At 70.8% G+C, this 23,639-nt stretch carries 20 protein-coding genes; 13 read left to right on the top strand and 7 right to left on the bottom strand.

Going from position 1 to position 23,639, the window contains the following annotated elements; translation table 11 throughout:
- Nucleotides 1-163: 163 nt before the first annotated feature.
- Together I6A81_RS06165 and I6A81_RS06160 are read right to left on the bottom strand one after the other, a co-directional pair.
- Complete coding sequence (locus I6A81_RS06165) at nt 164-2,080, bottom strand: PhoX family protein (RefSeq protein WP_307874494.1); 1,917 nt, start codon at nt 2,078-2,080, stop codon at nt 164-166.
- A gap of 550 nt (nt 2,081-2,630) precedes the next feature.
- Nucleotides 2,631-3,464 (bottom strand): SDR family oxidoreductase, encoded by an 834-nt coding sequence (locus I6A81_RS06160; RefSeq protein WP_203001305.1) that lies wholly within the window; start codon nt 3,462-3,464, stop codon nt 2,631-2,633.
- Nucleotides 3,465-3,773: 309 nt separating this feature from the next.
- On the opposite strand from I6A81_RS06160, the gene I6A81_RS06155 reads away from it, so the two are divergent.
- The 6 genes from I6A81_RS06155 to I6A81_RS06130 all read left to right on the top strand — a co-directional run bounded on the left by I6A81_RS06155 (nt 3,774) and on the right by I6A81_RS06130 (nt 10,155).
- On the top strand, nt 3,774-5,000 hold the full coding sequence (locus tag I6A81_RS06155; RefSeq protein WP_238428532.1) for an amidohydrolase family protein: 1,227 nt from the start codon (nt 3,774-3,776) through the stop codon (nt 4,998-5,000).
- Between the two features lie 46 nt (nt 5,001-5,046).
- A complete protein-coding gene (locus I6A81_RS06150) occupies nt 5,047-6,198 on the top strand; it encodes an acyl-CoA dehydrogenase family protein (RefSeq protein ID WP_203001303.1) in 1,152 nt (383 codons plus the stop codon).
- Nucleotides 6,195-7,493 (top strand): acyl-CoA dehydrogenase family protein, encoded by a 1,299-nt coding sequence (locus I6A81_RS06145; RefSeq protein ID WP_203001301.1) that lies wholly within the window; start codon nt 6,195-6,197, stop codon nt 7,491-7,493. Before I6A81_RS06150 ends, I6A81_RS06145 begins: the two co-directional genes overlap by 4 nt.
- Nucleotides 7,494-7,647: 154 nt before the next feature.
- A complete protein-coding gene (locus I6A81_RS06140; RefSeq protein ID WP_203001299.1) occupies nt 7,648-8,877 on the top strand; it encodes a cytochrome P450 in 1,230 nt (409 codons plus the stop codon).
- A 100-nt stretch (nt 8,878-8,977) separates the two neighbouring features.
- Nucleotides 8,978-9,379, top strand: a complete 402-nt coding sequence (locus tag I6A81_RS06135) for a nuclear transport factor 2 family protein (protein WP_203001297.1) — start codon at nt 8,978-8,980, stop codon at nt 9,377-9,379.
- A gap of 104 nt (nt 9,380-9,483) precedes the next feature.
- A complete protein-coding gene (locus I6A81_RS06130; protein ID WP_203001295.1) occupies nt 9,484-10,155 on the top strand; it encodes a TetR/AcrR family transcriptional regulator in 672 nt (223 codons plus the stop codon).
- 12 nt (nt 10,156-10,167) lie between these two features.
- Here I6A81_RS06130 and I6A81_RS06125 read toward each other — a convergent pair whose 3' ends face one another.
- Together I6A81_RS06125 and I6A81_RS06120 are read right to left on the bottom strand one after the other, a co-directional pair.
- Nucleotides 10,168-10,938 (bottom strand): TetR/AcrR family transcriptional regulator, encoded by a 771-nt coding sequence (locus tag I6A81_RS06125; RefSeq protein ID WP_203001319.1) that lies wholly within the window; start codon nt 10,936-10,938, stop codon nt 10,168-10,170.
- A 362-nt stretch (nt 10,939-11,300) separates the two neighbouring features.
- The gene (locus I6A81_RS06120) at nt 11,301-12,785 is read right to left on the bottom strand and encodes an aldehyde dehydrogenase (RefSeq protein ID WP_203001293.1); all 1,485 of its coding nucleotides are present in this window, start codon (nt 12,783-12,785) and stop codon (nt 11,301-11,303) included.
- 247 nt (nt 12,786-13,032) lie between these two features.
- Here I6A81_RS06120 and I6A81_RS06115 point away from each other — a divergent pair, with 247 nt between their 5' ends.
- Together I6A81_RS06115 and I6A81_RS06110 are read left to right on the top strand one after the other, a co-directional pair.
- Nucleotides 13,033-14,085, top strand: coding sequence for a TIGR03617 family F420-dependent LLM class oxidoreductase (locus I6A81_RS06115; RefSeq protein WP_203001291.1), 1,053 nt, complete (start codon nt 13,033-13,035; stop codon nt 14,083-14,085).
- A 63-nt stretch (nt 14,086-14,148) separates the two neighbouring features.
- Nucleotides 14,149-15,738, top strand: a complete 1,590-nt coding sequence (locus I6A81_RS06110) for an alpha/beta hydrolase domain-containing protein (RefSeq protein WP_238428530.1) — start codon at nt 14,149-14,151, stop codon at nt 15,736-15,738.
- Nucleotides 15,739-15,766: 28 nt separating this feature from the next.
- On the opposite strand, the gene I6A81_RS06105 is transcribed toward I6A81_RS06110, so the two are convergent.
- Nucleotides 15,767-16,450 carry a response regulator gene (locus tag I6A81_RS06105; protein WP_203001289.1) on the bottom strand — a complete coding sequence of 228 codons (684 nt, stop codon included), beginning with the start codon at nt 16,448-16,450 and terminating at the stop codon, nt 15,767-15,769.
- Complete coding sequence (locus I6A81_RS06100) at nt 16,447-17,757, bottom strand: sensor histidine kinase (RefSeq protein ID WP_203010121.1); 1,311 nt, start codon at nt 17,755-17,757, stop codon at nt 16,447-16,449. Before I6A81_RS06100 ends, I6A81_RS06105 begins: the two co-directional genes overlap by 4 nt.
- 310 nt (nt 17,758-18,067) lie before the next feature.
- On the opposite strand from I6A81_RS06100, the gene I6A81_RS06095 reads away from it, so the two are divergent.
- From I6A81_RS06095 to I6A81_RS06085, 3 genes are all read left to right on the top strand, one after another.
- Entirely contained in the window at nt 18,068-18,556 is a 489-nt protein-coding gene (locus I6A81_RS06095) for a gamma-glutamylcyclotransferase family protein (protein ID WP_203001285.1), read from the top strand.
- A 368-nt stretch (nt 18,557-18,924) separates the two neighbouring features.
- Nucleotides 18,925-19,467: a hypothetical protein gene (locus I6A81_RS06090; protein WP_203001283.1), complete on the top strand. Its 543-nt coding sequence runs from the start codon at nt 18,925-18,927 to the stop codon at nt 19,465-19,467.
- A gap of 702 nt (nt 19,468-20,169) precedes the next feature.
- Entirely contained in the window at nt 20,170-20,607 is a 438-nt protein-coding gene (locus I6A81_RS06085; RefSeq protein WP_203001281.1) for a hypothetical protein, read from the top strand.
- A 126-nt stretch (nt 20,608-20,733) separates the two neighbouring features.
- Here the strand turns inward: I6A81_RS06085 and I6A81_RS06080 are convergent, their stop codons facing one another.
- A complete protein-coding gene (locus tag I6A81_RS06080; protein ID WP_203001280.1) occupies nt 20,734-21,144 on the bottom strand; it encodes a hypothetical protein in 411 nt (136 codons plus the stop codon).
- 602 nt (nt 21,145-21,746) lie between these two features.
- Here I6A81_RS06080 and I6A81_RS06075 point away from each other — a divergent pair.
- Together I6A81_RS06075 and I6A81_RS06070 are read left to right on the top strand one after the other, a co-directional pair.
- Nucleotides 21,747-22,274 (top strand): hypothetical protein, encoded by a 528-nt coding sequence (locus I6A81_RS06075; protein WP_203001279.1) that lies wholly within the window; start codon nt 21,747-21,749, stop codon nt 22,272-22,274.
- Nucleotides 22,275-23,062: 788 nt separating this feature from the next.
- Nucleotides 23,063-23,530, top strand: a complete 468-nt coding sequence (locus I6A81_RS06070) for a hypothetical protein (protein ID WP_203001278.1) — start codon at nt 23,063-23,065, stop codon at nt 23,528-23,530.
- The last annotated feature ends 109 nt before the right edge of the window (nt 23,531-23,639 follow it).

The following is a 23,639-nucleotide window of genomic DNA, read 5'->3' as shown; positions in this document are numbered from 1 at the left end:
ATGGAACGCCTCGTAGCCTGACAATTAGCTGACACGCCCGCTCCGGCCCTGCCGGCGCGCCGGCTCGCCCCCGCCGCGAACGCGTCGGCCGCCGGGGCCGGACCCCCAGGTGGGGCCCGGCCTCGGCAGCCGCCGGCTGGTGCCCGCGACGATCCGGGACCGGTCAGGTGCCGATCTTGCCGCCGTCCTTCTTGCGGATGACGACGGTGGCCGGGCGGGGTCGGCCGGCCGGGTCGAAGTCCGGCCAGTTGCTGACCACGCGCGGGTTCGCCGGCGTCGGCGTGCCCCACGCGGTGGTGGTCTCACCCGGGTGCTGGATGTTGACGAACAGGTTGCAGCTGTCCGGGGTCTGGGTGATGCCGGTGATCTCGCTGCCGCGCGGCCCGGTCAGGAAGCGGCGGACCACGCCGGTCGCCGGGTCGGCGGCGAGCAGCGCGTTGTTGCCGATCCGGTCGTACTTGCGCGACGCGAGGTTCTGCGAGCTGTTCGAGATGTCGGTCTCGATCCACAGCCGGCCGTCCCGGTCGAAGTACAGGCCGTCGGGCGAGCCGAACAGGGTCTGGCCGGGCGGCACGAGCGCGCCCTCCGGCAGGTAGCCCGGGTCGCCGGCGAAGAAGGCGATGTCCCACTCGAAGGTCAGCGCCCCGTTGTCGCCGCCGGCCTCCGAGATCCGCAGGATGTGGCCGTAGATGTTGTTCGGGCGCGGGTTGGGGGAGTCGGGCCCTGTGGTCGCGCCCTGGGTGCCGTTGGTGAGGGTGACGTAGACCTCGCCGGTCTCCGGGTGCACCGTGACCCACTCGGGCCGGTCGAGCTTGGTGGCGCCGACCGCGTCCGCAGCCTCGCGGGTGCGCAGCAGCACGTCGGCCTGGTCGGTCCACCCGTTCGCCGCGGTGAGCGCGCCCTGGCCGAACACCAGCGGCACCCAGGTGCCGGACCCGTCATTGGCGAACTTGGCGACGTAGAGGGTGCCGTGGTCGAGCGGGCTCTTGCGCTGCTGGCGCAACTGGCGCCACGAGTCCGAGCCGACGAACTTGTAGAAGTAGTCGCCGTTCTCGTCGTCACCGGTGTAGATGACGGCCCGGCCCTGGCTGCCCTCGGTGAAGGTCGCGCTCTCGTGCTTGATGCGGCCGAGCGCGGTCCGCTTCACCGGGGTGGACTCGGGGTCGAAGGGGTCGATCTCGACGACCCAGCCGAAGCGGTTGAGCTCCTTCGGGTTCACGGCGACGTCGAAGCGCGGGTCGACGAGGTGCCAGTTGTAGTTGAACCCGGCGGCCGTGATGCCGTAGCGGCGCTCCGTCGCGGATGGCGTCCAGGTGGTGCTGGTCGTGCCGAAGGTGCCGTTCCAGTTCTCCTCGCACGTCAGGTAGGTGTTCCACGGGGTGAACCCGTTGGCGCAGTTGTTCAGCGTGCCCATCGGCGGGTTGTTGGCCGCGAGCGCCGGGTGGTCGGGGCCGACCGGGCCGGAGAACGTGACCGGCGTGGTGCCGGTGATCCGCCGGTTGTACTCCGAGTCGGCCGGGGCCCACACGCCCTTCTTCTCGCGGATCTCGATCACGGTGACGCCGTGCGCGGCCAGCCCCTTGGCGACCTTCTCCGGGGTCATCGGCGTGGCGCCGTCCGGGGTGAGCATGATCGGGTCCACGTACTCGTGGTTGAGGACCAGCAGGCCCTTGCTGCTGCCGCTGGCGCCGCTCTTGAGCGGGAAGTACTTCATGCCGTCGTGGTGCATGCCGATCTGGACGGCCTGCTCCTCGGCGGTGTTCGAGGCGTCCTTCTTCCAGGCGGGGCCGCTGGTGGACAGCGGCGTGCCCCAGGGGATGAGCACCTGCGCGACGTAGCCCTCGGGGACGACGAGGGTGTCGGCCGAGCTGACGGGCACCTCGGTGAACTCGATCAGCTCGCCCGTGCCCCGGGCGCCGGTGCTGGCGCCGGCGGGGGTGGCGTTGGACACGCCGAGCAACCCGACCGCCGCCATCGCCGCGCCGCCGCCAAGCAGCGAGCGACGGCTGATCCGGGTGGCAATCAGATCGGAGAGCGCGGGATTATCGGTGGGGTTCGAGCCGGTGTCGGCGTCGCGCACAATTCCTCCAGGCACGTCTTCCGGAAAACGCAGCGCGACGTTAGCCAGCCCCACGGGGCAGCGGGTCTCCTGTTCGCGAACAGCGGGTGAACCGGGTCCGAACTTTCTCACAACGCGGGTATCGTCCGGCCACGCTGGGTTTCACTCCCGCGGGAACCCGCTTCCAGCGTCTCGGTCGACTCGCCGCGGCCGTGTTCCTGCCCGCGGGTCATGGCCTGTGGTCGTCGTGTCCATGATCCCAGCGGCCGTGGTGCCGAAAGACGCCATATTCGGCGCCGCGGCCGCTGGGATCATGAGCTGGAATCACCACAAGTCATGAGCGGCGCCGTGCCTTCTGCCTGACGCGGCGGGAATGCCGCCCGACGGATCGGCGATCGGCGGAATCCGGTGTAGATCAACGGGAAGCGGCGTGGATTCGACCGGTGCGCCGGACGCGCTCGTTGGGTCGCCGGCCGGCCGCGCCTGACACGGGCGATCAGCGTTGTCCGCGGTCGAGCTGTCCGTCGTCGAGCTGCCGCGGGACGGGGTCGGCGACCTCCTCCTGCCCGGCCTACTTCTGGCTGGCTGGGCCGCGCAGCGCGGCGACCGCGCCGCCGTCGACCAGGATGTCGACGCCGGTGACGAAGCTGGCCTCGTCGGACAGCAGGAAGGCGACCACGGCGGCGATCTCGTCGTCGCGCCCCTCCCGGCCGAGCGCGCTCGCCTTCACCATGGTGGCCATCGCCTCGTGCTCGGCCGCCTCCTGGCGGCCCTGCGGGGTGTCGATGATGCCGGGGGACAGGGAGACCACGCGGGCGCCCAGCGGGCCGACCCGCACCGCCTCCCGCTGGGCGAACCGCTGCACGCCGCGCTTGGCGAAGGAGTAGGCCACCCCGGTGTCCTCGACGCCCTGGCCGAGCGCCTCCTGGACGCGGTCGAGGAAGTCCGGGGCGAGGGGGTCGTCCAGCACCGGGTCGACCGGGTAGGGCCCGGCGCCGGTGAAGGTCCCGGCCATCGACGCGAAGCAGACCAGCGCGGTGCCGGCGGTGAACAGCGGGCGCAGCGCCTCGGTCAGCAGGGCGGTGCCGACGAGGTCGACGGTGAAGATGCGCCGCCAGTCGGCCATGGTCGGCGAGATGCCGGCCGCGTGCGCGACCGCGCGCAGCGTGCCGAGCTCGCCGACGCGCGCCGCGAGCCGGGCGAGGCCGTCGGCGTCGGTGATGTCGAGGACTAACGCCTCGACGGCGGCCCGGTGCCCGGCGGCGGCCAGGTCAGTGGCGGCGGCGGCCGCCGTCGCCTCGTCCAGGTCGACGAGCAGCAGCGCGTCCACCTGGTCGGCGAGCCGCTTCGCGCAGGCCAGCCCCATCCCGCGGCCGGCCCCGGTCACGATCCCCACAGTCGTCATCCGATCCCATCCTTCGCCACGCGGCCGTCGGCGGGGCCCGCCCGCTCTCGGCCGCGCTCGTCCTCGGCCGAACTCAACAGTTCCTCCTTACCTCCTTGCCGCCCCATCCGCGCTGTTTGCGCTGCTTGGCGGGGACGTCCGAGCCGGCTCCGCTCGGCCGGGGATCGGCCCAGGCGGTGCCCGGTTCGGGGTCGGGCCTCGTCGGCGGGACCGGGCCGGACCGGGGCGGCCGGCAAAAACTAGACGACGTCTGACTTCTTGGGCTAGGTTGGCGAGGTCGGGTGATGTTGGTAGTCCTGGGAGGGCGTCTTGTCGCGAAAGATCGAGTTTCCCGTCTTCGACGCGGACAACCACATGTACGAGACCACCGACGCGTTCACCAAGTACCTGCCGGCGGACTACAGCGGGCTGGTGAAGTACGTCCAGGTCGGCAACCGGACGAAGATCGCCCTGCGCGGGCAGATCAGCGAGTACATCCCGAACCCGACCTTCAACGTCGTCGCGCCGCCCGGAGCCCAGGAGCTGGAGTTCCGGCTGAAGAACCCGTCGTCGAAGACCAAGGCCGGCGACATCAAGGTCGCGCCGCCGCCGAGGTACGTGCCGTCGGTTCCCGCCTACTTCAACCCGGCGGACCGGCTCGAGCTTATGAACGAGCTCAGCATCGACCGGGCGATGATGTGGCCGACGCTGGCGAGCCTGCTCGAGGAGCGGCTCGCCGACGACCCGGAGGCCACCGTCGTGGTCGTGCGGGCCCTCAACCAGTGGATGCACGAGCACTGGACGTTCGACTACGAGAACCGGATCTTCCCGACGCCGATCATCACGCTGCCGATCGTCGACGAGGCGCTGCGCGAGCTGGACTGGGTGATCGAGCGCGGGGCGCGCGCGATCCTGGTCCGCCCGGCGCCCGTGCCCGGCTACGGCGGCCAGCGCCGGTCGTTCGCGCTGCCGGAGTTCGACCCGTTCTGGAAGCGGGTCGAGGAGGCCGGGGTCGTCGTCGGCATGCACGCCTCCGACGACGGCTTCCAGCGCTACCTGAACGACTGGGAGGGCGCGAAGGCGGAGTTCCTGCCGTTCAAGAACAAGCGGACCGCGTTCGCCACGCTCGTGATGAGCGAGCACCGCATCATCAAGGACGTGGTCGCCTCGATCATCGGGCACGGCCTGACCACCCGGTTCCCCGGCCTGCGGTTCCTGCCGGTCGAGAACGGCAGCTCCTGGGTCCGCCCGCTGGTGACGCAGCTGGAGAAGCTCTACCAGCGTGACCCGTCGCTGTTCGACGAGGACCCGATGGAGGCCTGGCGCCGCTGCATCTACGTCCACCCGTTCCACGAGGAGGACGTGGTCGGCCTGGTGAAGGTGATCGGCGCCGACAACGTCGTGTTCGGCTCGGACTACCCGCACCCGGAGGGCCTGTTCGACCCGGTGACGTTCATCGACGAGCTCGACAGCCTGACCGCCGACGAGCAGCGCAAGGTCATGGGCGCCAACCTCGCCTCGATCATGGGAATCGACCCGGCCGAGAAGGTCCTGTAGCTCCGCTACCGGCACTCACCTACGGCTCACACGGAGCGGGGATCGGATGAAGCTGGACCTGACGGCCGACCAGGAGCTCCTCCTCGACACCACCCGCCGCTACCTGGCGGACGTGGTGCCGACGGCGGTGCTGCGCAAGCTGCGGGACGACCCGGACGGCTACGAGCCGGGCTACTGGTCCACGGGCGCGGAGCTCGGCTGGACCTCGCTGCTGGTCGCCGAGGAGCACGGCGGCGGCAGCGTCAGCGACGACGGGCTCGGCGACCTGGCGCTGGTCGCGCACGAGTTCGGCCGGGCCGCCGCGCCGGGGCCGCTGCTGACGACGAACGTCGTGGCGGGGGCGCTGTCGCGGGCGGGCGGCGACGCGGTGGCCGAGACGCTCGGCGCGCTGTGCGCCGGCGAGTCGGTGGCCGCCTGGTGCTGGAGCGAGCCGCGGCCGAAGGGCGGCTTCGGGGGCATCGAGGCGGTCGCCGAGCCCGCGGGCGGCGACTGGGTGCTCTCCGGGGTGAAGTCGCCGGTGGAGCACGGCGCGCAGGCGGACCTTTTCCTGGTGACGGCGCGGTCCGGCGACGGGCTGGTCCAGCTGCTGGTGCCGGCGGCGAGCGCGGGCGTCACCGTCACGCCGCTGAAGACGCTCGACGTGACCCGCAGGTTCGCCCGGGTCGCGTTCGACGCCGTGCGGCTGCCGGCGGCGGCCGTCGTCGGGGAGCCGGGCGGCGCGGCGGCCGAGGTGGAGCGCCAGCTGGTCGAAGCGCTGGTCATCCAGACGGCCGAGATGGTCGGGGCGCTCGACAAGGCCTTCGAGCTGACCGTCGCCTGGGCGAACGACCGGTACTCCTTCGGCCGGCCGCTGGCGTCCTACCAGGCCCTCAAGCACCGGTTCGCGGACATGAAGATGTGGCTGGAGGCCAGCCACGCGCTCGCGGACGCGGCGGCGGTCGCGGCCCGCGACGAGCCGGCCAGGGCGGGCGAGCTGGCCAGCGTCGCGAAGGCCTACGTCGGGCACTACGGCCCCGAGCTGTGCCAGGACTGCGTGCAGCTGCACGGCGGCATCGGCCTGACCTTCGAGCACGACCTGCACCTCTACCTGCGCCGGGTCGCGGTCGGCGCCGCGCTGCTGGGGACCCCCCGGGACCACCGGCTGCGGCTCGCGGACCTGGTCGAACGGCGGCGCGACGAGCGGAAGGCGGAGGCATGAGCGCGGACGTGAAGCCGGTCGACATCGAACCGGTCGAGGAGTTCCGGCTGCGGGCGCGGCGCTGGCTGCGGGAGAACATGCCGCTCGCGGGCCCCGGCTACCGGCGGGGCCTGACGACCCTGCCCGACGAGGAGGAGCTCGCCGAGGTCGCCGAGGAACGCCGGCTGCAGCGGCTGCTGTGGGACGGCGGTTTCGCCGGCCTCTGCTTCCCGACCGAGTACGGCGGCCAGGGCCTGACGCAGGCGCACGCGGACGCGTTCAACAAGGAGCTGGCCGGCTACCGCTACCCGTTCCGGTTCCAGATCCCGACCATCGTGCCGTGCGCGGCCGTGCTGCTGGAGTTCGGCACGCACGAGCAGAAACTCGCGCACATCCCGGCGATCCTGCGTGGCGACGAGCTGTGGATGCAGTTCCTGTCCGAGCCGGGCGCGGGCTCGGACCTGGCCGGGTCACGCACCAGCGCGGTGCGCCAGGGCGACGACTGGGTGCTCAACGGCTCGAAGATCTGGACGACCGGCGCCTGGTGGTCGGACTGGGGGCTGTGCCTGGCCAGGACCAACTGGGACGTGCCCAAGCACCGCGGCCTCTCGGTCTTCATGCTGCCGATCCACCAGCCGGGCATCGAGATCTCCCGGATCGAGATGCTCAACGGCAGCAAGGAGTTCTGCCAGGAGTTCCTGACCGACGTCGTCGTGCCGGACAGCGACCGGATCGGCGCCGTCGACGACGGCTGGACCGTCGCGACCCGGTGGCTGTTCCACGAGCGCAGCATCCACTCCTCGCCGCTCACCCTGCGCCCGGCGGTCGCCTCGGGCGGGCACGAGTCGTACGGGGAGGGCGGCGCGAGCCTGCTGGAGCTGGCCGAGGTGGCCGGCCGGCTCGACGACCCGGGGGCGCGCGAGCTCGTCGGCGAGGCGCATGTCCTGAAGGCCGCGCAGCGCGAGCTCGACCGGCGCGTCCAGGCGACGATCGCCGGGCGCAAGGGCTCCGACCAGCTCGTCTCGCTCAGCCGGCTCATGCAGGGTGTCGTCAGCACCCGGCTGACGACGATCGGGTACGAGCTGGCCGGCGCCGACGCCGCGGCCTGGGCGGACGACGACGAGGCCGTCGGCGCGCGGGGGGTGAACTACCTGACCCGCCAGGTCGCGTGTGTCGGCGGCGGCACCACCGAGATGGCCCGCAACGCGATCGCCGAGCGGGTGCTCGGGATGCCGCGGGAGCTGGCCCTCGACCGGGGCGTGCCGTTCCGTGAGGTGCGCAGCGGGTCGGCCGGCGGCGCCGCGGCCCGGGGCTGACCGCCCGGCCCGTGATCTGTTCGGTCGCGTCGTACTCCGGGTGCTCCGGCAGCCCGGAGTACACGCGTTTCCCGCGAGAAGGCGCCCGCGCCGGCGGGGTCCGCCACCATGTGACCGGCGCCGGCCGGACCGGCCAGAGCAGCGGAGAGTCCTCATGAACGTCGACGAGGCGGCGGGTGTCTTCACCGACCCGCGGGCGTATGCCGACAACGAGCGGTTCTACGCCGCCACGGCGGTGCTGCGCCGCGAGTCGCCGGTCCATCGCGTCGATCATCCGCGCTTCCTGCCGTTCTGGGCGATCACCAGGCATGACGACGTCATGGAGATCGCCAGGGACTCGCAGCTGTGGATCAACGCCCCGCGCCCCGCGCTCGGCCCGCGCTCGCAGCGGGAGGGCGCGCCAGAGGACATCCCGATCCGGGCGCTGGTGCAGATGGACGCGCCCGACCATCCGGTTTACCGGCACATCAGCGCGGACTGGTTCAAGCCGGCGGGCGTCCGCAAGCTCGCCGACCGGATCGCGGAGCTCGCGAAGCGCTACGTCGACCAGCTGGCCGAGTTCGGCGGCGAGTGCGACTTCTTCCAGGACATCGCCGCCAACTACCCGCTCTACGTGATCATGTCGCTCCTCGGGCTGCCCGAGGAGGATTTCCCGCGCATGCTCAAGCTGACCCAGGAGCTGTTCGGGGCGAACGACGCCGATCTCGCGCGCAACACCGAGAACAGCGCGTTCATGGAGACGATGCTGGACTTCTTCAACTACTTCCAGAAACTGATCACCGACCGCCGCGCGAACCCGACCGACGACCTGGCGTCGGTCATCGCGAACGCCACGCCGCGCGGCGAGCTGATCGGTGAGCTGGAGGCGATCGGCTACTACGTGCTGATCGCGACCGCCGGCCACGACACCACCAGCTCGGCGCTGGCCGGCGGGCTGCACGCCCTGCTGCAGTACCCCGACCAGTGGCGGCGGCTCGCCGACGACCCGGGCCTCGTCCCGACGGCGTTCGAGGAGATGATCCGCTGGGTCTCGCCGGTCAAGCAGTTCATGCGCACCGCCACCGCGGACACGTCCGTGCGCGGGGTGCCGATCGCCAAGGGCGAGTCGGTGCTGCTGTCCTATCCCTCGGCGAACCGGGACGAGGACGTCTTCGAGCACCCCGACCGGTTCGACGTCGGCCGCAGCCCCAACCGGCACGTCGCCTTCGGGTTCGGCGCGCACTACTGCCTCGGCACCCATCTGGCCCGGCTCGAGGGCCGGGCCCTGTACGCCGAGCTGGTGCCGCGCATCCGCGAGATCGAGCTGGCCGGTCCCGTCGAGTACATGGAGACCCTCTTCGTCGGCGGCCCGAAGAAACTCCCCATCCGTTTCAAGATGGCCTGACCCGCTCCGCGTGCCGCGGCCCGGCGGTGACCCTCCTCGGCCGCGGACGCTCGCGCTATCGGCGGCTATCGAATACTGACTGCCCTGGCAGGAGTGTGTGGTGCTTCCTTCTCCCGCGGATCACGTGGCGATCAGCGCGCTGTACGCCGACTACTGCCTGACGATGGATCTGGACGACGTCGAGGGCTGGGTCGCGCTGTTCACCCCGGACGCTCGCTACGAGGTGTACGGCCGGGTGTTCGAGGGGCACGACAAGCTGCGCAAGATGCTCACCGCGGCCCCGAGGGGAACCCATCTCGGCGGCCTGCCCCGCATCGAGATGGTCGGCCCCGACCGGGCCAGCGTCCGGCGCAACCTGGTCTTCCTGATCCGGGGCAGCGACGACATCCGTAGCGCCTTCTATACCGATGACCTGGTCCGCACGCCCGACGGTTGGCGCATCGCCGCGTGCCGGTGCCAGTTCGAGACCGCCGACGGGCTGTCCGACCGTCCTGACCGATGAGGTCTCGGCGTGGCCTTGGCGGATGTTGGAGTGGTTCCTGACGGGGACGAGCTGGGCTAGGCTCGGCTTTTCGGATCTCCGGCGGCGTAGGTGAGGAGCGTGGCGTGGCCGAACGACGCTCGGGGCCGAAGCGGTCGCTGCTCGTGCAGGAACGCTCGCGCGACACCCGCCGGGGCATCGTCCGGGCCGCGCTGGAGCTGTGGGCACAGCGCGGGTACGAGACCGGCATCGACGAGACGACGGCGGAGGAGATCGCCGCCCGCGCCGGGATCTCGAAGGCCACCTTCTACTTCCACTTCGCCCGCAAGGAAGACATCCTGCTCGAGGCCGGCTGGCTGACCGCGCGGGTCATCTACGAGGACGCGTTGCGCGAGCTCGAGGCGAACCGCACGGTCGACGCCGCGTTGTCCGAGCTGATGGCGCGGATCGGCCGGCGGGTGGAGAAGGCTCCTCGGACGGCGGTGCGCCGGATGCTGCGGGCCCAGAACTCGGGCAGCGTCTGCGTCCAGCCGGACGAGGAGGAGCGGTTCGGGTTCGATCACGCGTTCTCGATCGTGTTCGCCCGGGCCCAGGAGACCGGCGACCTTCCCATGTCCGTCACCGCGCGCTCGCTGGCCCTCATGCTGTCCTCGCTGGTCATGGACGCGATCCGCGACTGGGCGCTGGCCGACCCCGCGGAGCCTCCCGTGGATCTCTCCGCGGTGCTGCGCGAGCGGGCCGCGCTGATGCTCGCCGGCGCCCGTCATCTTCCGATGGCCGAGAGCGGCCTCCGCTAGCGCGTCGACGGCTCAGCTGGCCTGGCCGAGCTCAACCTGGTCGACGTCGGCCTTGATCTCGGCCCCGATCTCGGTCTCGGCCCCGTCGGGTCGGCTCTGGTCGCGGATCCCCAGGGCGCCCCGCCACAGCCGGGTGAGCTCCTCGGTCGCCGTCTCGGCGTCCATGGTGACCGGGTCGCGCGAGTTGAACAGCAACTCGGCGAAGTGCGCGACCATGCCGCCGAGCGCCTGGGCCGCATAGGTGGCGTTCACGGCCGGGTCGGCGATGCCAGCCTGCTGCAACTGGCGAATGCGGCGTTCGATGGTCTGCGCGAAGGCGTTCTGGCGTTGCGACCGGACGCGCCACACATCCACGTCCATCGTCGCGACTTGATGGATGACTCGCATGATGCCGGCGTTGGCGGCATAAACATGCAGGTAGTGCCGGTTGGCGGCGCGGATGCGTTCGACGGGATCGGCGTCCACGGCGGCGCGCTCGACGGTGAGCAGGTCGAGTTCCACCGAGTCGACGATCTCGCGGAAGACCTCTTCCTTGGAGACGAAGTAGGTGTAGAACGAGCCGTGCGAGGTGCCGGCCTGGTCGCAGATGTCGGCGACCCGCGCGTGTAAGAAGCCGTCCCGTTCGAACACCACCCGGGCGGCGTCGAGCAGCTGCTCGCGGGTCTGCTGGCCGCGCCTCGTGCGCGCGGTGCCGCGCGGCCGGGCCCCGCCGTCCGCCTGCCGTCCGCGACTGGCGTTGGGAAGCGCGATCCGCGCCTCGACGCGTGCGGTCCGTTCAGACACGCAAGATCCTCCTTGACAACCAAGTTCGCGACAGTTGTCTATCTTCGTCGGCGCCGTAGCGCGCAGCGCGAATCTTGCGCTCGTCGAGATCGACGTCAATGTCAAGATCGTGCGTCAGGACGCTCGCGGCCAACTGCGGACAGATGATGCCACCCGGGCGGAGCGCGCGTTGGGCAAACGCCCAGCGTCGAGGCGTGCCGGGCGCGCCGTTGGGCGGCCAGCTCCTGGCGGCGGATCGTCGCGCGGTCCAGGAGAAGAGGCGGTCGCCGGACGGGATCGGCCCTGGCCGCCCTCCTGGAGGCAAAGATCTTCCTGGAGGGCGGCAGGGCCTTCCCGGAGGGACGCCGCCGCGCCGGGACCCGTCAGCCCTTGGGCAGGACGATGCTCTGGGTCTCCAGATAGGCCTCGAGGCCCTCGGGGCCGAGCTCGCGGCCGATCCCGGACTGCTTGAAGCCGCCGAACGGGTTCTTCGGGTCGACCACCGTGCCGGAGTTGACCGCGAGGACGCCGGTGCGGACCCGCCGGCCGACGGCGGCGCCGTGGGCGGGGTCGCCGGTCCAGACCGACCCGGACAGGCCGTAGGCCGAGTCGTTGGCGATGCGGACCGCCTCGTCCTCGCCGTCGAAGGGGATGACCGACAGGACGGGGCCGAAGATCTCCTCCTGGGCGATGCGCATGCGGTTGTCGACGTCGGCGAACAGCGTCGGCTCGACGTACCAGCCCCGGTCCAGCGCGGCCGGCCGCCCGCCGCCGCGCACCAGCCGGGCGCCCTCGTCGACGCCCGCGTGGATGAGGCCCTCGACGCGGTCCCGCTGGCGGGCGGCCACGAGCGGGCCGACCAGGGTCTCGGGATCGGCCGGGTCGCCGACCTTCGCGCCGCCGACCAGGTCGGCCAGGCCGTCGACGACCTCCTGGTAGCGGGAACGAGGCGCGAGCACCCGGGTCTGGGCGGCGCAGACCTGGCCCGTGTTGAGGAACGCGGCCGACAGCAGCGCCGGCAGCGCCGCGCCGAGGTCGGCGTCGTCGAGGAGGATCGCCGCCGACTTGCCGCCGAGCTCCAGCGTGCAGCGCTTGAGCTGCTCACCACAGATCGCGCCGATCCGGCGGCCGACGGCGGTGCTGCCCGTGAACGAGACCTTGTCCAGGCCGGGGTGGCGTACCAGCAGCTCGCTGTTCTCCCGGTCGGCGGTGATGATGTTGATGACGCCCGGTGGCAGGCCAACGGACTCCAGCACCTCGGCGAGCAGGTAGCCGGTCAGCGGCGTCTCGGGCGCCGACTTGATGACCATCGTCGACCCGGAGGCGAGGCTCGCGCCGATCTTCATCGCGATGAGGAACAGCGGCACGTTCCACGGCACGATGCCGGCGCACACCCCGACCGGCGCCTTCGTGACCAGGACCGGCCCCAGTATGCCGGCGCGCTCCTCCTCGAACCGGAACGTGTCGAGCAGTTCGGCGTAGCCGTCCAGCACGGTCGTCGCCGCCAGGGTGTTGCCGAACAGCGCGAAGGTCGACGGCGCGCCCATCTCGGCGGTCACCGTGTCGGAGAACTCCTGCATGCGGGCCTGGATCCCGGCGCTGACCGCCCGGATCACCGCGGCCCGCTCGGCCGGCGAGGTGCGCGGCCACGGGCCGTCCTCGAACGCGGCCCGGGCGGCGGCGACCGCGCGGTCGATGTCGGTCCCATCCGCCTCCGGGACGGTCGCGATGACCTCCTCCGTGTGCGGCGAGATCACCTTGATCGTGCGGCCGCTTGCCGGAGACAGCCATTCCCCGCCGATGAACAGCCGGTCCTTGACGATGGTCGAACCGGTGGAGGCGGCAGCCGCCGGCGGCACTAAGGACATGACGGAAGCCTCCGCGAGATCGAGAAGGTGACGCCGAGCGGCGTCACCGGCGCGACCGAATACCGCTACCCGGCACGCCGTGAGCTGTATAGCAGCGTTACACGGCCCGTCCGCTGGCGCAACGCTCGCGCCCCGTGCCCGCCGCCGGCGACTCCGCGGCCGCCGGCGGGCGGCTCGCGACCGGTCTCAACCTCGCGGCCCCGAGACCGGTTGCGGGCGCGGGATGCCCGATGCGACCGTGGCGCTCATGCCGCTAAAGATCGACGTGATGCTGGCGAACTCGGTGGTCGAGGCCGCGGACCGGGCCCGGGCGCTGGAGAAGGTCGGCGTCGACGGGGTGTTCACCTTCGAGAACTCCCACGACGCCTTCTTCCCGCTGGTCGCGGCGGCGCCGGTGTGCTCGCTCGACCTGATGACGAACGTCGCGCTCGCGTTCCCGCGCAGCCCCATGCACCTGGCGCATGCCGCCCATGATCTGCAGCTGCTCTCGAAGGGCCGGTTCCGGCTCGGGCTCGGCACGCAGATCCGGGCGCACATCGAGAAGCGGTTCGGCGCCCGCTGGGGGAAGCCGGTCGCCCAGATGCGCGAATGGGTGCTGGCCACCAAGGCGATCCTGGACAGCTGGCAGAACGGCACCCGGCTCGACTTCCGCGGCGAGTACACCACCCACACGCTGATGATCCCGACCTTCAACCCGGGCCCGAACCCGTACGGCCCCCCGAAGGTGCTAGTGGGCGCGCTCGGCCCGCGGATGAACCAGATGGCCGCCGAGGTCGCCGACGGCATCCTCGTCATGCCGTTCAACAGCGACCGGCACATGCGCACCCGCACCATGCCCGCGATCGAGGCGGGGCTGGCGATCGCCGGCCGTTCCCGGTCGGACCTCGAGCTGACGGCCGAGGTGATCGTCGCCGTCGGCCGGGACGACCGGGAGCTGGCGGCGGCGCGGGCGGCCACCTCGCTGCTCGCGTTCTACGGCTCCACCCCGTCGTACCGTCCGGTTCTCGACGTCGAGGGCTGGGGCGACCTGCAACCGGAGCTCAACGCGCTGTCCAAGCGCGGCGAGTGGGCGGCGATGACCAAGCTGATCAGCGACGACATGCTGCGCACCCTCGCCGTCTACGGCACCCCCGACGAGGTCGCCGCCGAGATCGTCGCCCGCTACGGCCACTGCGACCGGGTCTGCGCCTACTTTCCCGGCTACCAGGCCGGCGACGACCTCCTCGCCGACTTCACCGCCGCCCTCCGCGCCGCGGCCACGGGGAGCGGAACGGATGCGGCCAGCGGGGCGAGTCGCTAGAACTGGTTCGGCACGGTGGGGTCAGGCGGGACCATCGGTCATCGCCGGGATCAGGAGGCAACGATGGCCGCGTTCCGAACCGAGCGACAGACCAGCGAGAACGCTGAGACTCACCGCTTACCCCGGCTGCTCCGCTTACCTGAGCTGTTCCGCGCGGCGGGCGTGCTCGCGTGCGTCGCGACGCTGGGCTTCACCGCCGCCTGCTCCAGCGACGACGAGCCTTCCGCGGCGCCGTCCCCGACGGCGGCGGCGACCACCCCCACGGCCGTGACCCGGACCGCCTCGCCGGTCGACGGGCCGGCCGCCACGTTCTCCCCGCTGTCCGGCGGCGACGGCGTGTTCGTCGGCGCGCCGACCCCGGCGAACGTGGACGCCCAGGGGTACGTCGAACAGGAGTACGCGGCGGCCGGGACCGCGACGTCCTACCGCGTCGACGGCGAGCTCACCGGCGACGGCCGCTGGACGTTCGCGCAGGACGCGACCGCCGCCTACGTGACCCGGGTGCTGGTCCGCCGGCCGGCCGACGAGGCCAGGTTCAGCGGCACGGTCGTTCTCGAGTGGCTGAACGTCAGCGGCGGCGTCGACGCGGATCCCGAGTGGACCAGCGTGAACGAGGAGATCGTGCGGCAGGGCCACGCCTGGGTGGGCGTGTCGGCGCAGCAGATCGGCGTGATGGGCGGTCCGGTGCGGGTGGAGGCCCCGGGCGGCGAGGGCCGCGCGGGCAAGGGCCTGCGGGCGCTGGACCCGGCCCGCTACGGCTCGCTGGACCATCCCGGCGACGCCTTCGCGTTCGACATCTACACCCAGGTCGCCCGGGCGGTCCGCGCCGGCGAGGCCGTCGGCGGCCGGGAGCCGGCGCTGCTGCTCGCGGCTGGCGAGTCGCAGTCGGCCGCCGCGCTCGTCACCTACTTCAACGGGGTGCAGCCGCTGACCCGACAGTTCGACGGCTTCTTCGTGCACAGCCGCGGCAAGGCCGGCCTGCCGCTCGCCAAGCCGGGCGAGTACGCGGACCTCGCCGGCTCGCTGGCCAACGCCCCGGTCATCCTCCGCACCGACCAGGACGCCCCGATCGTCAACATCCAGGCCGAGAACGACGTGACCGGCATTCTCAACTCCTTCGAGGCCCGCCAGGACGACGGCGACCGCTTCCGGTCCTGGGAGGTCGCCGGCACCGCGCACGCCGACGCGCACCTGGTCGGCCCGAACGCGGCCCAGATGGACTGCGGCCTGCCGATCAACGACGGCCCGATGCACGTCGTCGCGAAGGCGGCGCTGCGCGCGCTCGTGACCTGGGTCCAGACCGGCACCGCGCCGCCCACCGCGCCGCGCCTCGAGGTGGACACGACCGCGGCGCCCACGATCCGGCGCGACGCCGACGGCATCGCGCTCGGCGGCGTCCGCACGCCGCCGGTCGAGGTCCCGGTCGCGGCGCTGTCCGGCGTCCCAGGGCCCAACCCGGCCGTCATCTGCCTGCTGCTCGGCTCGACGAAGCCGTTCGGCGCCGACCGGCTCGCCGCGCTCTACCCGTCCCGGGATGACTACCAGCGCCGCTACGACGCCGCGACCGCCGCGACGATCACGGCGGGCTTCGTCCTCGCCGAGGACCGCGCCGCCCTCGCCGCCTACGCCCAGCCCGCGGCCGTCCAGGGCTGACGGTCGGTGGACCGGTGGCGGTGAGCCGTTACCGGTCCGCCGGCGTCGTCGGGCGGACCAGACCGGACTGATAGGCGATCACGACGAGCTGCGCCCGGTCGCGGGCCCGCAGCTTCGCCATCGCCCGCTGGATGTGGGTGCGGACCGTCAGCGGGCTGATCGTGAGCAACTGGGCGATCTCGCCGTTGGGATGCCCCCGCGCGACCAGCGCCACGATCTCCCGCTCACGAGTGGTGAGACCGGCGAGGAGCCCGGACAGCTCGGGGCGCTCCGCCGGCTCCGGGGTGGCGAGGAAGCGGGCGATCAGCGCCTGGGTCGCGGTGGGGGACAGGAGCGCCTCGCCGCCGGCGACGGTCCGGATCGCCGCGAGCAGGCCGTCGGCGCTGACGTCCTTGCCGACGAACCCGCTGGCGCCCGCGCGCAGCGCCCTTGCCACGTACTCGTCGGTCTCGAACGTGGTCAGGATGAGCACCCGGGTCAGGGACAGCTCCGGGTCGGCGCCGATCGCCTCGGTGGCGGCGAGGCCGTCCATGCGCGGCATCCGGATGTCGAGCACGACGACGTCGGGACGGTGCCGGCGGGTCAGCTCGACGGCCCGCTGGCCGTCGGCCGCCTCGGCGACCACCTCCAGGTCGGGCTGGGAGTCGATCAGCAGGCGGAAGGTGGCCGTCAGCAGCGGCTGGTCGTCGGCGAGCAGCACCCGGATGGTCATCGCGCCGGCTCCGGCTCGTCGGCGGGTGGCAGGGGCAGCTCGGCCATCACCTGGAAGCCGCCGTGCGGGCGATGACCCGCGACGAGCCGGCCGCCGACCGACCGGGCCCGCTCGCGCAGGCCGACGAGGCCGAAGCCCGTGGCGCCGTCGGCGGCCAGCGCGGGCCCGGTGGCGGCCTTCGCCGTCGCGAAGGCCGCCGTCGCGCCGGAAGTCGACGCGAAGGTCCCCGACGCGACGGCCCCCGACGTCCTGGACTGGCGCTGGTGGGCCGGGAGGCCGGGCCCGTCGGTCACGGTGATGGTCAGCCCGCCGGGCGCATAGGCGAGCCGGACGTGGGCCGACGGGGTCGCGGCATGCTTGGTGACGTTGGTGAGCGCCTCCTGGACGACCCGGTAGGCCGCCAGGTCGACGCTCGAGGACAGCGGCCGCGGGCTGCCCTCGGTGCTGACCGTGACGGCGAGCCCGGCCGAGGCGCAGGAGGAGGTCAGCTCGTCCAGCCGCGCGAGGCCAGGCGCCGGTTCCAGCGGCGCGTCGGGATCGTCGGGCTGGCGCAGCACGCCTACCGCGGCCTTCAGGTCGCGCAGGGCCGCCGACGTGCTGCGGTTCAGCTCGGTCAGGATCACCTGGGCCTGTTCGGGCTGGGTCCGCATCAGGTGCGCGGCGGTGCCCGCCTGCGCGTTCGCCAGCGCCAGATGGTGGGCGACGGCGTCGTGCAGCTCACGGGCGATCCGGGCGCGCTCCGCCGCGACGCGGACGCGCGCCTCCTGCTCGCGGGTGCGCTCGGCCAACTCGGCGCGGGCCCGCTCGGCGAGCAGGTATGCGCGCCGGGACCGCGCCCACGCGCCGAGGATCACCGACATGACCAGCCAGGACAGCGGCGTGATGGTCTCCAGGAACCAAGGCCGCTCGGGTGGCCCGGCGGCGGTCGCCGCCGCGGTGAGCAGGGCGGCGACGGCGCCGGCGAACACCACGGCACGACGGGCCCTGGCGGCCGAGGTGAGCCAGAACAGCGCGGCCAGCAGTGGCGCGAGCACCATGGGGGTGAGTAAGGCGCCCAGCGCCGCCAGAGCCAGCGTCGCCGCGCTGGCCACGGCGGCGACGGCCCACGGGTGACGGCGACGCAGCGGCAGGACGGCGCATGCCCCGCCCGCCAGCGCCACGGCCACGGGCAGCCAGACCCGGGTGTCGGTCGTGTGCGGCCCCTGGACCCGGCTGCCGGCGACGGTGACCGCGAACAGCGCCACCGCCACGGCCGCGTCGCCGAGCGGATGGCGGCGCGGCGCTGATCGCCGCCAGGCGGTGGGCATGGGCACGCTCCTGTTCACGGAGGCGAGCATGCCGCGCGGCGGCCCGCGGAGGCCAGACATCGGCCGCGGGCCCGCGCCACCTCGTCCGCGCCGAGCTGCACCGCGTGATCAACTCCGGTGGAAGCGTGGCCGACCGCACCGACCACGCCCGTGCCCGTGTCCCCTTCTGGACCAACGGGGCAATCGGCGACATCCCTCACCGACCGAAGCACCGACGCCCAACTATGCGGCTGCCTGTGGGCCTACCCCGCGGGCATCGACTGGTTCGTCTCCCTTGCTGACAACGCCGACGCTGTGGGAAAGGTCCTCCATGCCGCCTACCTCCAGCCCCTCACCCCGAACGACCTCACCGACCTCTGGCCGGCTGGCCCCCGTATCGGCGGACCCGGCGCCGCTGTTCGTCTACGGAAGCCTCCGCTTCCCTGAGGTCCTGCACGTCCTCATCGACCGCGACCCCACCCGAGTCCCCGCCAGCGCACTTGGATGGCGCGTCGTCACCCTGCCCGAGCGCGTCTATCCCGCGGTCATCCCCGACCCGCACACCGCGGCACCGGGTCACCTGCTGACCGATCTCACTCCGGCCGAGTGGGACACCCTCGACGCCTTCGAAGCCGACATCTACACCCTCGACCGCCTCACTCTCACCGACGGCGGCCACGGCTGGGCCTACACCTGCACCGACACACCCGAACTCGCCCACCAGGCCGCGTGGAGCCCGGACGTCTTCGCCCGCGAGCACCTCACGGCCTACGTCGAGCGCTGCGCCGCTTGGCGAAAGCGCTACGAACAGGCCCGGTAGCGGATCGGCGCCGCCGCCGTGACAAGGCCCACGACCAGCGACCAGGCCCGTCGGCTGCCGAATTGTTCGGTTTGGAGATTCAAGAACCCGCAGTCAAAGACCGCGCCGCGCGGCGGCTGCGCGCGGCCCTGGCGGGCCTGCTCGCCGGCGCGTCGCGTCCGCCGCCGTGGCTCTCAGGGCCACCAACGCTGGACCCGAAGTATCAAGTCAACTTGCCGGTGGATGGCTGATGGCTCTGCCTGTCACGTGAGGCACGTTCTCTCATGTCCGCGTCTGCGGCCACGGATGGAAGTCGCTGGCCAGTGGAAAGGTTCGAGATGGGAGATCGTTTCCCGCGCACTCGGTCCTGTCGGGTCTATCCTGCGCACGTGACCGACGAAGAGCTGTTCTGGGATCCGATCGCGGCGCTCCCAGACGGTGAGCCCGAGGCATCCTTCGGCGGGCGTTGGGAGGACCGGCTCTGGTTGAACGTTCCTGGGCCCTTCTACACCGGCATCGCCGACAACTGCTGGACAGGCCGCCTGCACGCGCCGCGTCATGTGCTCTATGGCGGCGAGTACCTCAGTGAGTATGTGTATCGCCAACCGGCGACTGCTACCGAGGTCCAGAGCCTGGTGGAGGCAGCGCAGAACGATCCTTACTGCGGCTACGCCTGCGACGGCGACAGACGGTGGACACCTGGGGCCGTTCGCGAATGGTGGCATGACCGTGCACGGGTGACGGAGTACCTGGCAGTGCTGCTGCCCGAGTGGTCGTCCAGCGACATCCCAGCGGAGCAGGAAGCCGCTGAGGGACTGCGGGATTTCTCCGCATACATATCCAGCGGGCTGGCCGTGGATCTCCGGACGTACCTGTTCCGACTTGAAGAGGGGTACTACCCAGGGATCTCCCGGTCGCTTCCTGATCTCTGATGTATGCCCGTGGCGGTCGTCAGTCCCCTGGGGCCGTCCAGGAGCGCGGCACCGGGGCCGTTCTGCCCCACGGACTCCTTCCCGGCTTCCGGATCGGTGTGTGGAAGAGGGTGGTGGCCGCCCCATCTCGCCGGGGCGGCCACCATCACGCACTCGGTGCCGGGCGTGTTCTCCGCGTCGTGACACATAGTCGGTCTTGTTTGTGTACCGTGCGCGCACGTCACGCCGGCCCGCCTACCGTCAACCTCGTAGCCGCAGGTAGAGGTGACTGCCCGAGCCTGCTGGTTACGTTCTGTACACCGTCGCCGTCTGATGGCAGCCATCTCGCGGTCTACGTACGAGCGGAATGACCGCTCAGGCTGGCGAATAGCGTCTCACCTGCCCACGAACGGGATATCATCGGCAGTCCCGCTCAAGGCACATCGTGTAGCCAAGCGTGTAGCCCAGCCGACGGACTCCGGCGGATCTCGCCGGACAATGACGGAACCGTCGTCCGAGCCAGGCCATCGCTGCGGACGTGCGCACACGGCGGTGGACAGGGACGACCGACTTTGCAAGGCAACGGTCGGCAGTGCCGTCGATACCTCTCGACGGCTGCGTGTTGATCATTGGCGCCCTCCGGGCTGGCGTGGCCGACCGCTTGTACAGACGTCCGCCAGGGCGGCGTACGTTGGGTTCGGTATGGATCCTGGGAGGACACTCGTGTCGGCAGGCCTTATCGATCTTCCTCCGTTCGTCATTACTGCCGAGATCCGGGGCCGACTGAAGCACGCCCTCAAACGCTTTTCTGCACCCTCCGGCGATGGCGCAGAGGGTTCGGCTGTCCGACTCGGGCTTGACCCGCCGGATTTTCCACCGTCGCAGATTGTTCACTACATGCTCGCGACGGTCATGGGCTATCCGCATCTCGGTCAAGCGCAGAGGACTGCATGGATCATCGACATGCGGTTTGAGAATCGCCCGCTGGCCATCGCGTCCGAAAATTTTGAGATCCGGGCCTACCTGACTTTCGCCGAAGGCGATTCGGCTGATCTGGGTCTCCTGTCCGACACGCTGCTGAATGATCTCCAGAAAGGGGTGCGAGTCTTGGAGAAAACTTCGAGGGGCTGCATTCTGGCGGCCGTAGGAGACTCACCCTGATGCCGTGGACCGTACATCCATCTGTACAGCCAAGCCCGCAGACGTGGGCCGTGCCACAGGCGCTTCCATACGGTCAATCGCTTCAGATATCGTCGGATTCACATTGTCGCTGTACTGAGATCAAGCTCAGATTAGATCCTCTGGATAGCCAAGGTGCTCACCGCCGACCCTCAGGACCCGCCACGCCTCAACCTTTTTTGACGAATATGGGAAGGCTTCGATCTTGAACTCGTCGGCAAAGTCAAGAGCCAGCGATCCTGCTGGACCGCACTTGACGCCCTCAACCTCGACTTGGTGACAGTCTAGGATCTCGTTCAGCTTGGCAGCTCTCCTGTCAAAAAGAGTCTGCTGGTCAGCATTGAAGTAGGCGAGGTCTCCGGCTCCAAGTAGCAACCATTCTCGATGCCTGATCCTGCAAGGGCACTTCACGTGAAGGCGGACGCTCTCCGGCGGTCCATCCTTCGGCGCGAAGGAGAAAATGACAAGGTCCAGCGCTCTGCCGACCGAAAGAAATCTCACGCCAACGAGCAGATTCATGATTCTCTCGGCCCACACATCGGCGTCCAGCGAGATCCCTCCTCGAAGTGCCCGCAAGTCCGCATCGGTGACGGTGGAAACCGAATGTACCAACAGTTGTTGCGACCGTCGGCTGGCCGCCCAGCCCAGGTGACCCGTAGCAGCGAGGCAGTGGGCCGTCGAGCGCGGACTGTGAAGGCGTCCGCGAAGTCGCCTTCGCTGCCGGTCGCAGGGTCGACCCCAACTTGGGCCGTTGTAGAACGGGCCAGTCCGTTCGAGCCGGGTCATGAGGGGTAACAGCGCTGTGGTCGCCGGCAGCCACGATGGCAGCCAAGCGCACGGATCGCGGTGACGCAGGTGGAGCTTGGCGGATAAGGGCGAGCCTGTGACCAGCGTCGGTGGACGTCTGCGGACGTCAGTGAACGAGGCGCTGAGGCTCTCATGATCCCCCGCGTGGTCTCGCTCGCGGACGGCGACGACGTTCGGAACCGGCCGCGAGGGTACCGGCTCCGGATCACACATGTGCCGTCAACCTGCGTCCGTCTTGCCATCCGCCCATCTCGACGGGCTCCAGGTGCCGAGGTGCCGCCGGGGCCCAGGGGCCAGCCAGTAGGTTGCGGCCTATGACGGACGAAGATGATCGGTCGCTGCCTGCCGCGCTCCGTGCCGTGGCGCAGGTGGAGTTTGACTATGCGGACGGCGACGGCGTCGACTTCGAACCCTACCTAGAGTTCATGCCTGCCCAGGAAACTACGGACTGGTTTCGAGCCTGGACCGGAAACCACGAGGTGTCAGGTGAACGGTTCCGGCCCTTCGGACAGGACGGGACGGGTGGACTGGCGGCCTTCTGGCAGGCACGCCCTGTCACGACCCTCGTAGATCAGCCCATCGTCTTCCTCGGCTCGGAAGGTGAGACCGGGGTCGTGGCGCGCGACCTGGCCGGCTTTCTCTGGCTGCTGGCGGATGGCCTCGGGCCATGGGAAGCCATCGATCCATTTCGGCGCGACCGGCCGTCTCGCCCGAATGCCGAACTGATCGAGATCGCCGAGCGGTTTGCGGCTGGTGCGCGTCAGACAGCGGCGGCCGTCATCGAGCAGGCCTCGCGGGAGTTCCCGGATTTCGAGCGCACGATCGTGGCACTCTGTCGATGAGGATTACCCAGAGGCATGGGCACCCGGTCCCGTAGCGTTTTGGCACCTGGGACGGACCGGTCGAGATCGCTGTACCCAAGGGTGTACCCGAGTCCGTGGACAGCGGCGGACGAGCGTGGACACCGACGGTATCGGACCTCTGGGCGGGCCGACAGCGTGGACCGTGGCGGACGTCGGTGGACGGCTCGCCCTCTCCTCATGATTTCCTGGTCGATCAGACCGCTGTCATGCCTTACGCTCTGGTCGTCCTCGCTCAAGGTGCGGAGGCTCCGGATGACCGCACCCACGACCAGGAGAGGGTGGCAGCCCGTTCGAGTCGGGCCGAGTCCGGGGGACGCCACCGCCTCGTGCCGCGGCGTCCCCAAGCCACCCAAACGTCAGTCACCAGCGCGGCGTGAGGTCGCCGAGCTGACGCTGACAGCCAAAGTGACAGGCGAGCCGATGGACGCTTGCGGACGGCTGTGGACCGCGATGGAGCTGCCCAGGTCGACGACCTGCACCGGCGGACCGCTGTGGACGTCCCCGATGATCCAGATCAAACTACGGATCTGATGCCCGTGCATCGCCATGCGTTGGCTGCTCGGGCAGTGGCGACCTGGCGGCAACGGCGTGGACGTCGGTGGACGGAAGCTGTTCCCGACTGCCGCGCGCTGGCTATACCTGAAAGGCGCAGGATCGACGGTTAGTCCCTGCTCCTGCCTCCCACGGTGACCTGTGACTCTCGGAGCCGCGGGCCATTATCGTCTGGGGCCTTGATGACAGCCCCGATCACCCTCTTGGTGGAGTCCGTGAGCGACGACGTCCTGTCCGTGATCCCGACGGACCCCTGGTGGCAGCCGGAAGCATCCCAGGCCGAGCGGGCTCGCGGGTTGGTGACGACGCTGGTCCCATGGAACCCGGACTCCATCGAGCCCGAGGTCAGCCTGACGTGGCACGAGTCCGTCGCGCTGGTGGACTGCGGGGCGAACCTGGAACGCATCACCTGCCCGCGTTGCGAGAACGAGGTCGACACCGACTGGTGGCGTGCTCTTCTCGACGACCGGTACGAGGATGGCTTCAACGACCTGTCGGCGGTCCTTCCTTGCTGCGGCCGTCAGAGTTCGCTCGCGGATCTCCATTACGACTGGCCGTGCGGGTTCGCCCGCTTCGAGATCGAGATCTGGAACCCGGGCCGGAGTTGGCTCACGGAAGGCGAGCTGGCCGCCATCGCCGCAGAGATCGGGCATCCCGTCCGACAGGTGATGGCGCATATCTAGCCGCCCCGTCATGCCTGGCCGTAGCACCCGATGGACGGCGGCTAGCATACGGAAGCAGGCAAGCACCGCGGACGCCGGCAGGCCTGTGTTGACAGCGCGCCCGGTCCCT

Source organism: Frankia nepalensis, from assembly GCF_016786325.1.
Taxonomy (GTDB): domain Bacteria; phylum Actinomycetota; class Actinomycetes; order Frankiales; family Frankiaceae; genus Pseudofrankia; species Pseudofrankia nepalensis.
This window is presented reverse-complemented; position numbering and strand designations above follow the sequence as displayed.

What these genes read in the sequence shown, in the direction of transcription:
- I6A81_RS06120 (WP_203001293.1), bottom strand. Translation starts at nt 12,785, where the DNA reads ATGTCCTTAGTGCCGCCGGCGGCTGCCGCCTCCACCGGTTCGACCATC.
- I6A81_RS06150 (WP_203001303.1), top strand. Translation starts at nt 5,047, where the DNA reads ATGAAGCTGGACCTGACGGCCGACCAGGAGCTCCTCCTCGACACCACC.
- I6A81_RS06100 (WP_203010121.1), bottom strand. Translation starts at nt 17,757, where the DNA reads ATGCCCACCGCCTGGCGGCGATCAGCGCCGCGCCGCCATCCGCTCGGC.
- I6A81_RS06145 (WP_203001301.1), top strand. Translation starts at nt 6,195, where the DNA reads ATGAGCGCGGACGTGAAGCCGGTCGACATCGAACCGGTCGAGGAGTTC.
- I6A81_RS06140 (WP_203001299.1), top strand. Translation starts at nt 7,648, where the DNA reads ATGAACGTCGACGAGGCGGCGGGTGTCTTCACCGACCCGCGGGCGTAT.
- I6A81_RS06105 (WP_203001289.1), bottom strand. Translation starts at nt 16,450, where the DNA reads ATGACCATCCGGGTGCTGCTCGCCGACGACCAGCCGCTGCTGACGGCC.
- I6A81_RS06160 (WP_203001305.1), bottom strand. Translation starts at nt 3,464, where the DNA reads ATGACGACTGTGGGGATCGTGACCGGGGCCGGCCGCGGGATGGGGCTG.
- I6A81_RS06115 (WP_203001291.1), top strand. Translation starts at nt 13,033, where the DNA reads ATGCCGCTAAAGATCGACGTGATGCTGGCGAACTCGGTGGTCGAGGCC.
- I6A81_RS06075 (WP_203001279.1), top strand. Translation starts at nt 21,747, where the DNA reads ATGACGGACGAAGATGATCGGTCGCTGCCTGCCGCGCTCCGTGCCGTG.
- I6A81_RS06110 (WP_238428530.1), top strand. Translation starts at nt 14,149, where the DNA reads ATGGCCGCGTTCCGAACCGAGCGACAGACCAGCGAGAACGCTGAGACT.
- I6A81_RS06080 (WP_203001280.1), bottom strand. Translation starts at nt 21,144, where the DNA reads ATGAATCTGCTCGTTGGCGTGAGATTTCTTTCGGTCGGCAGAGCGCTG.
- I6A81_RS06095 (WP_203001285.1), top strand. Translation starts at nt 18,068, where the DNA reads ATGCCGCCTACCTCCAGCCCCTCACCCCGAACGACCTCACCGACCTCT.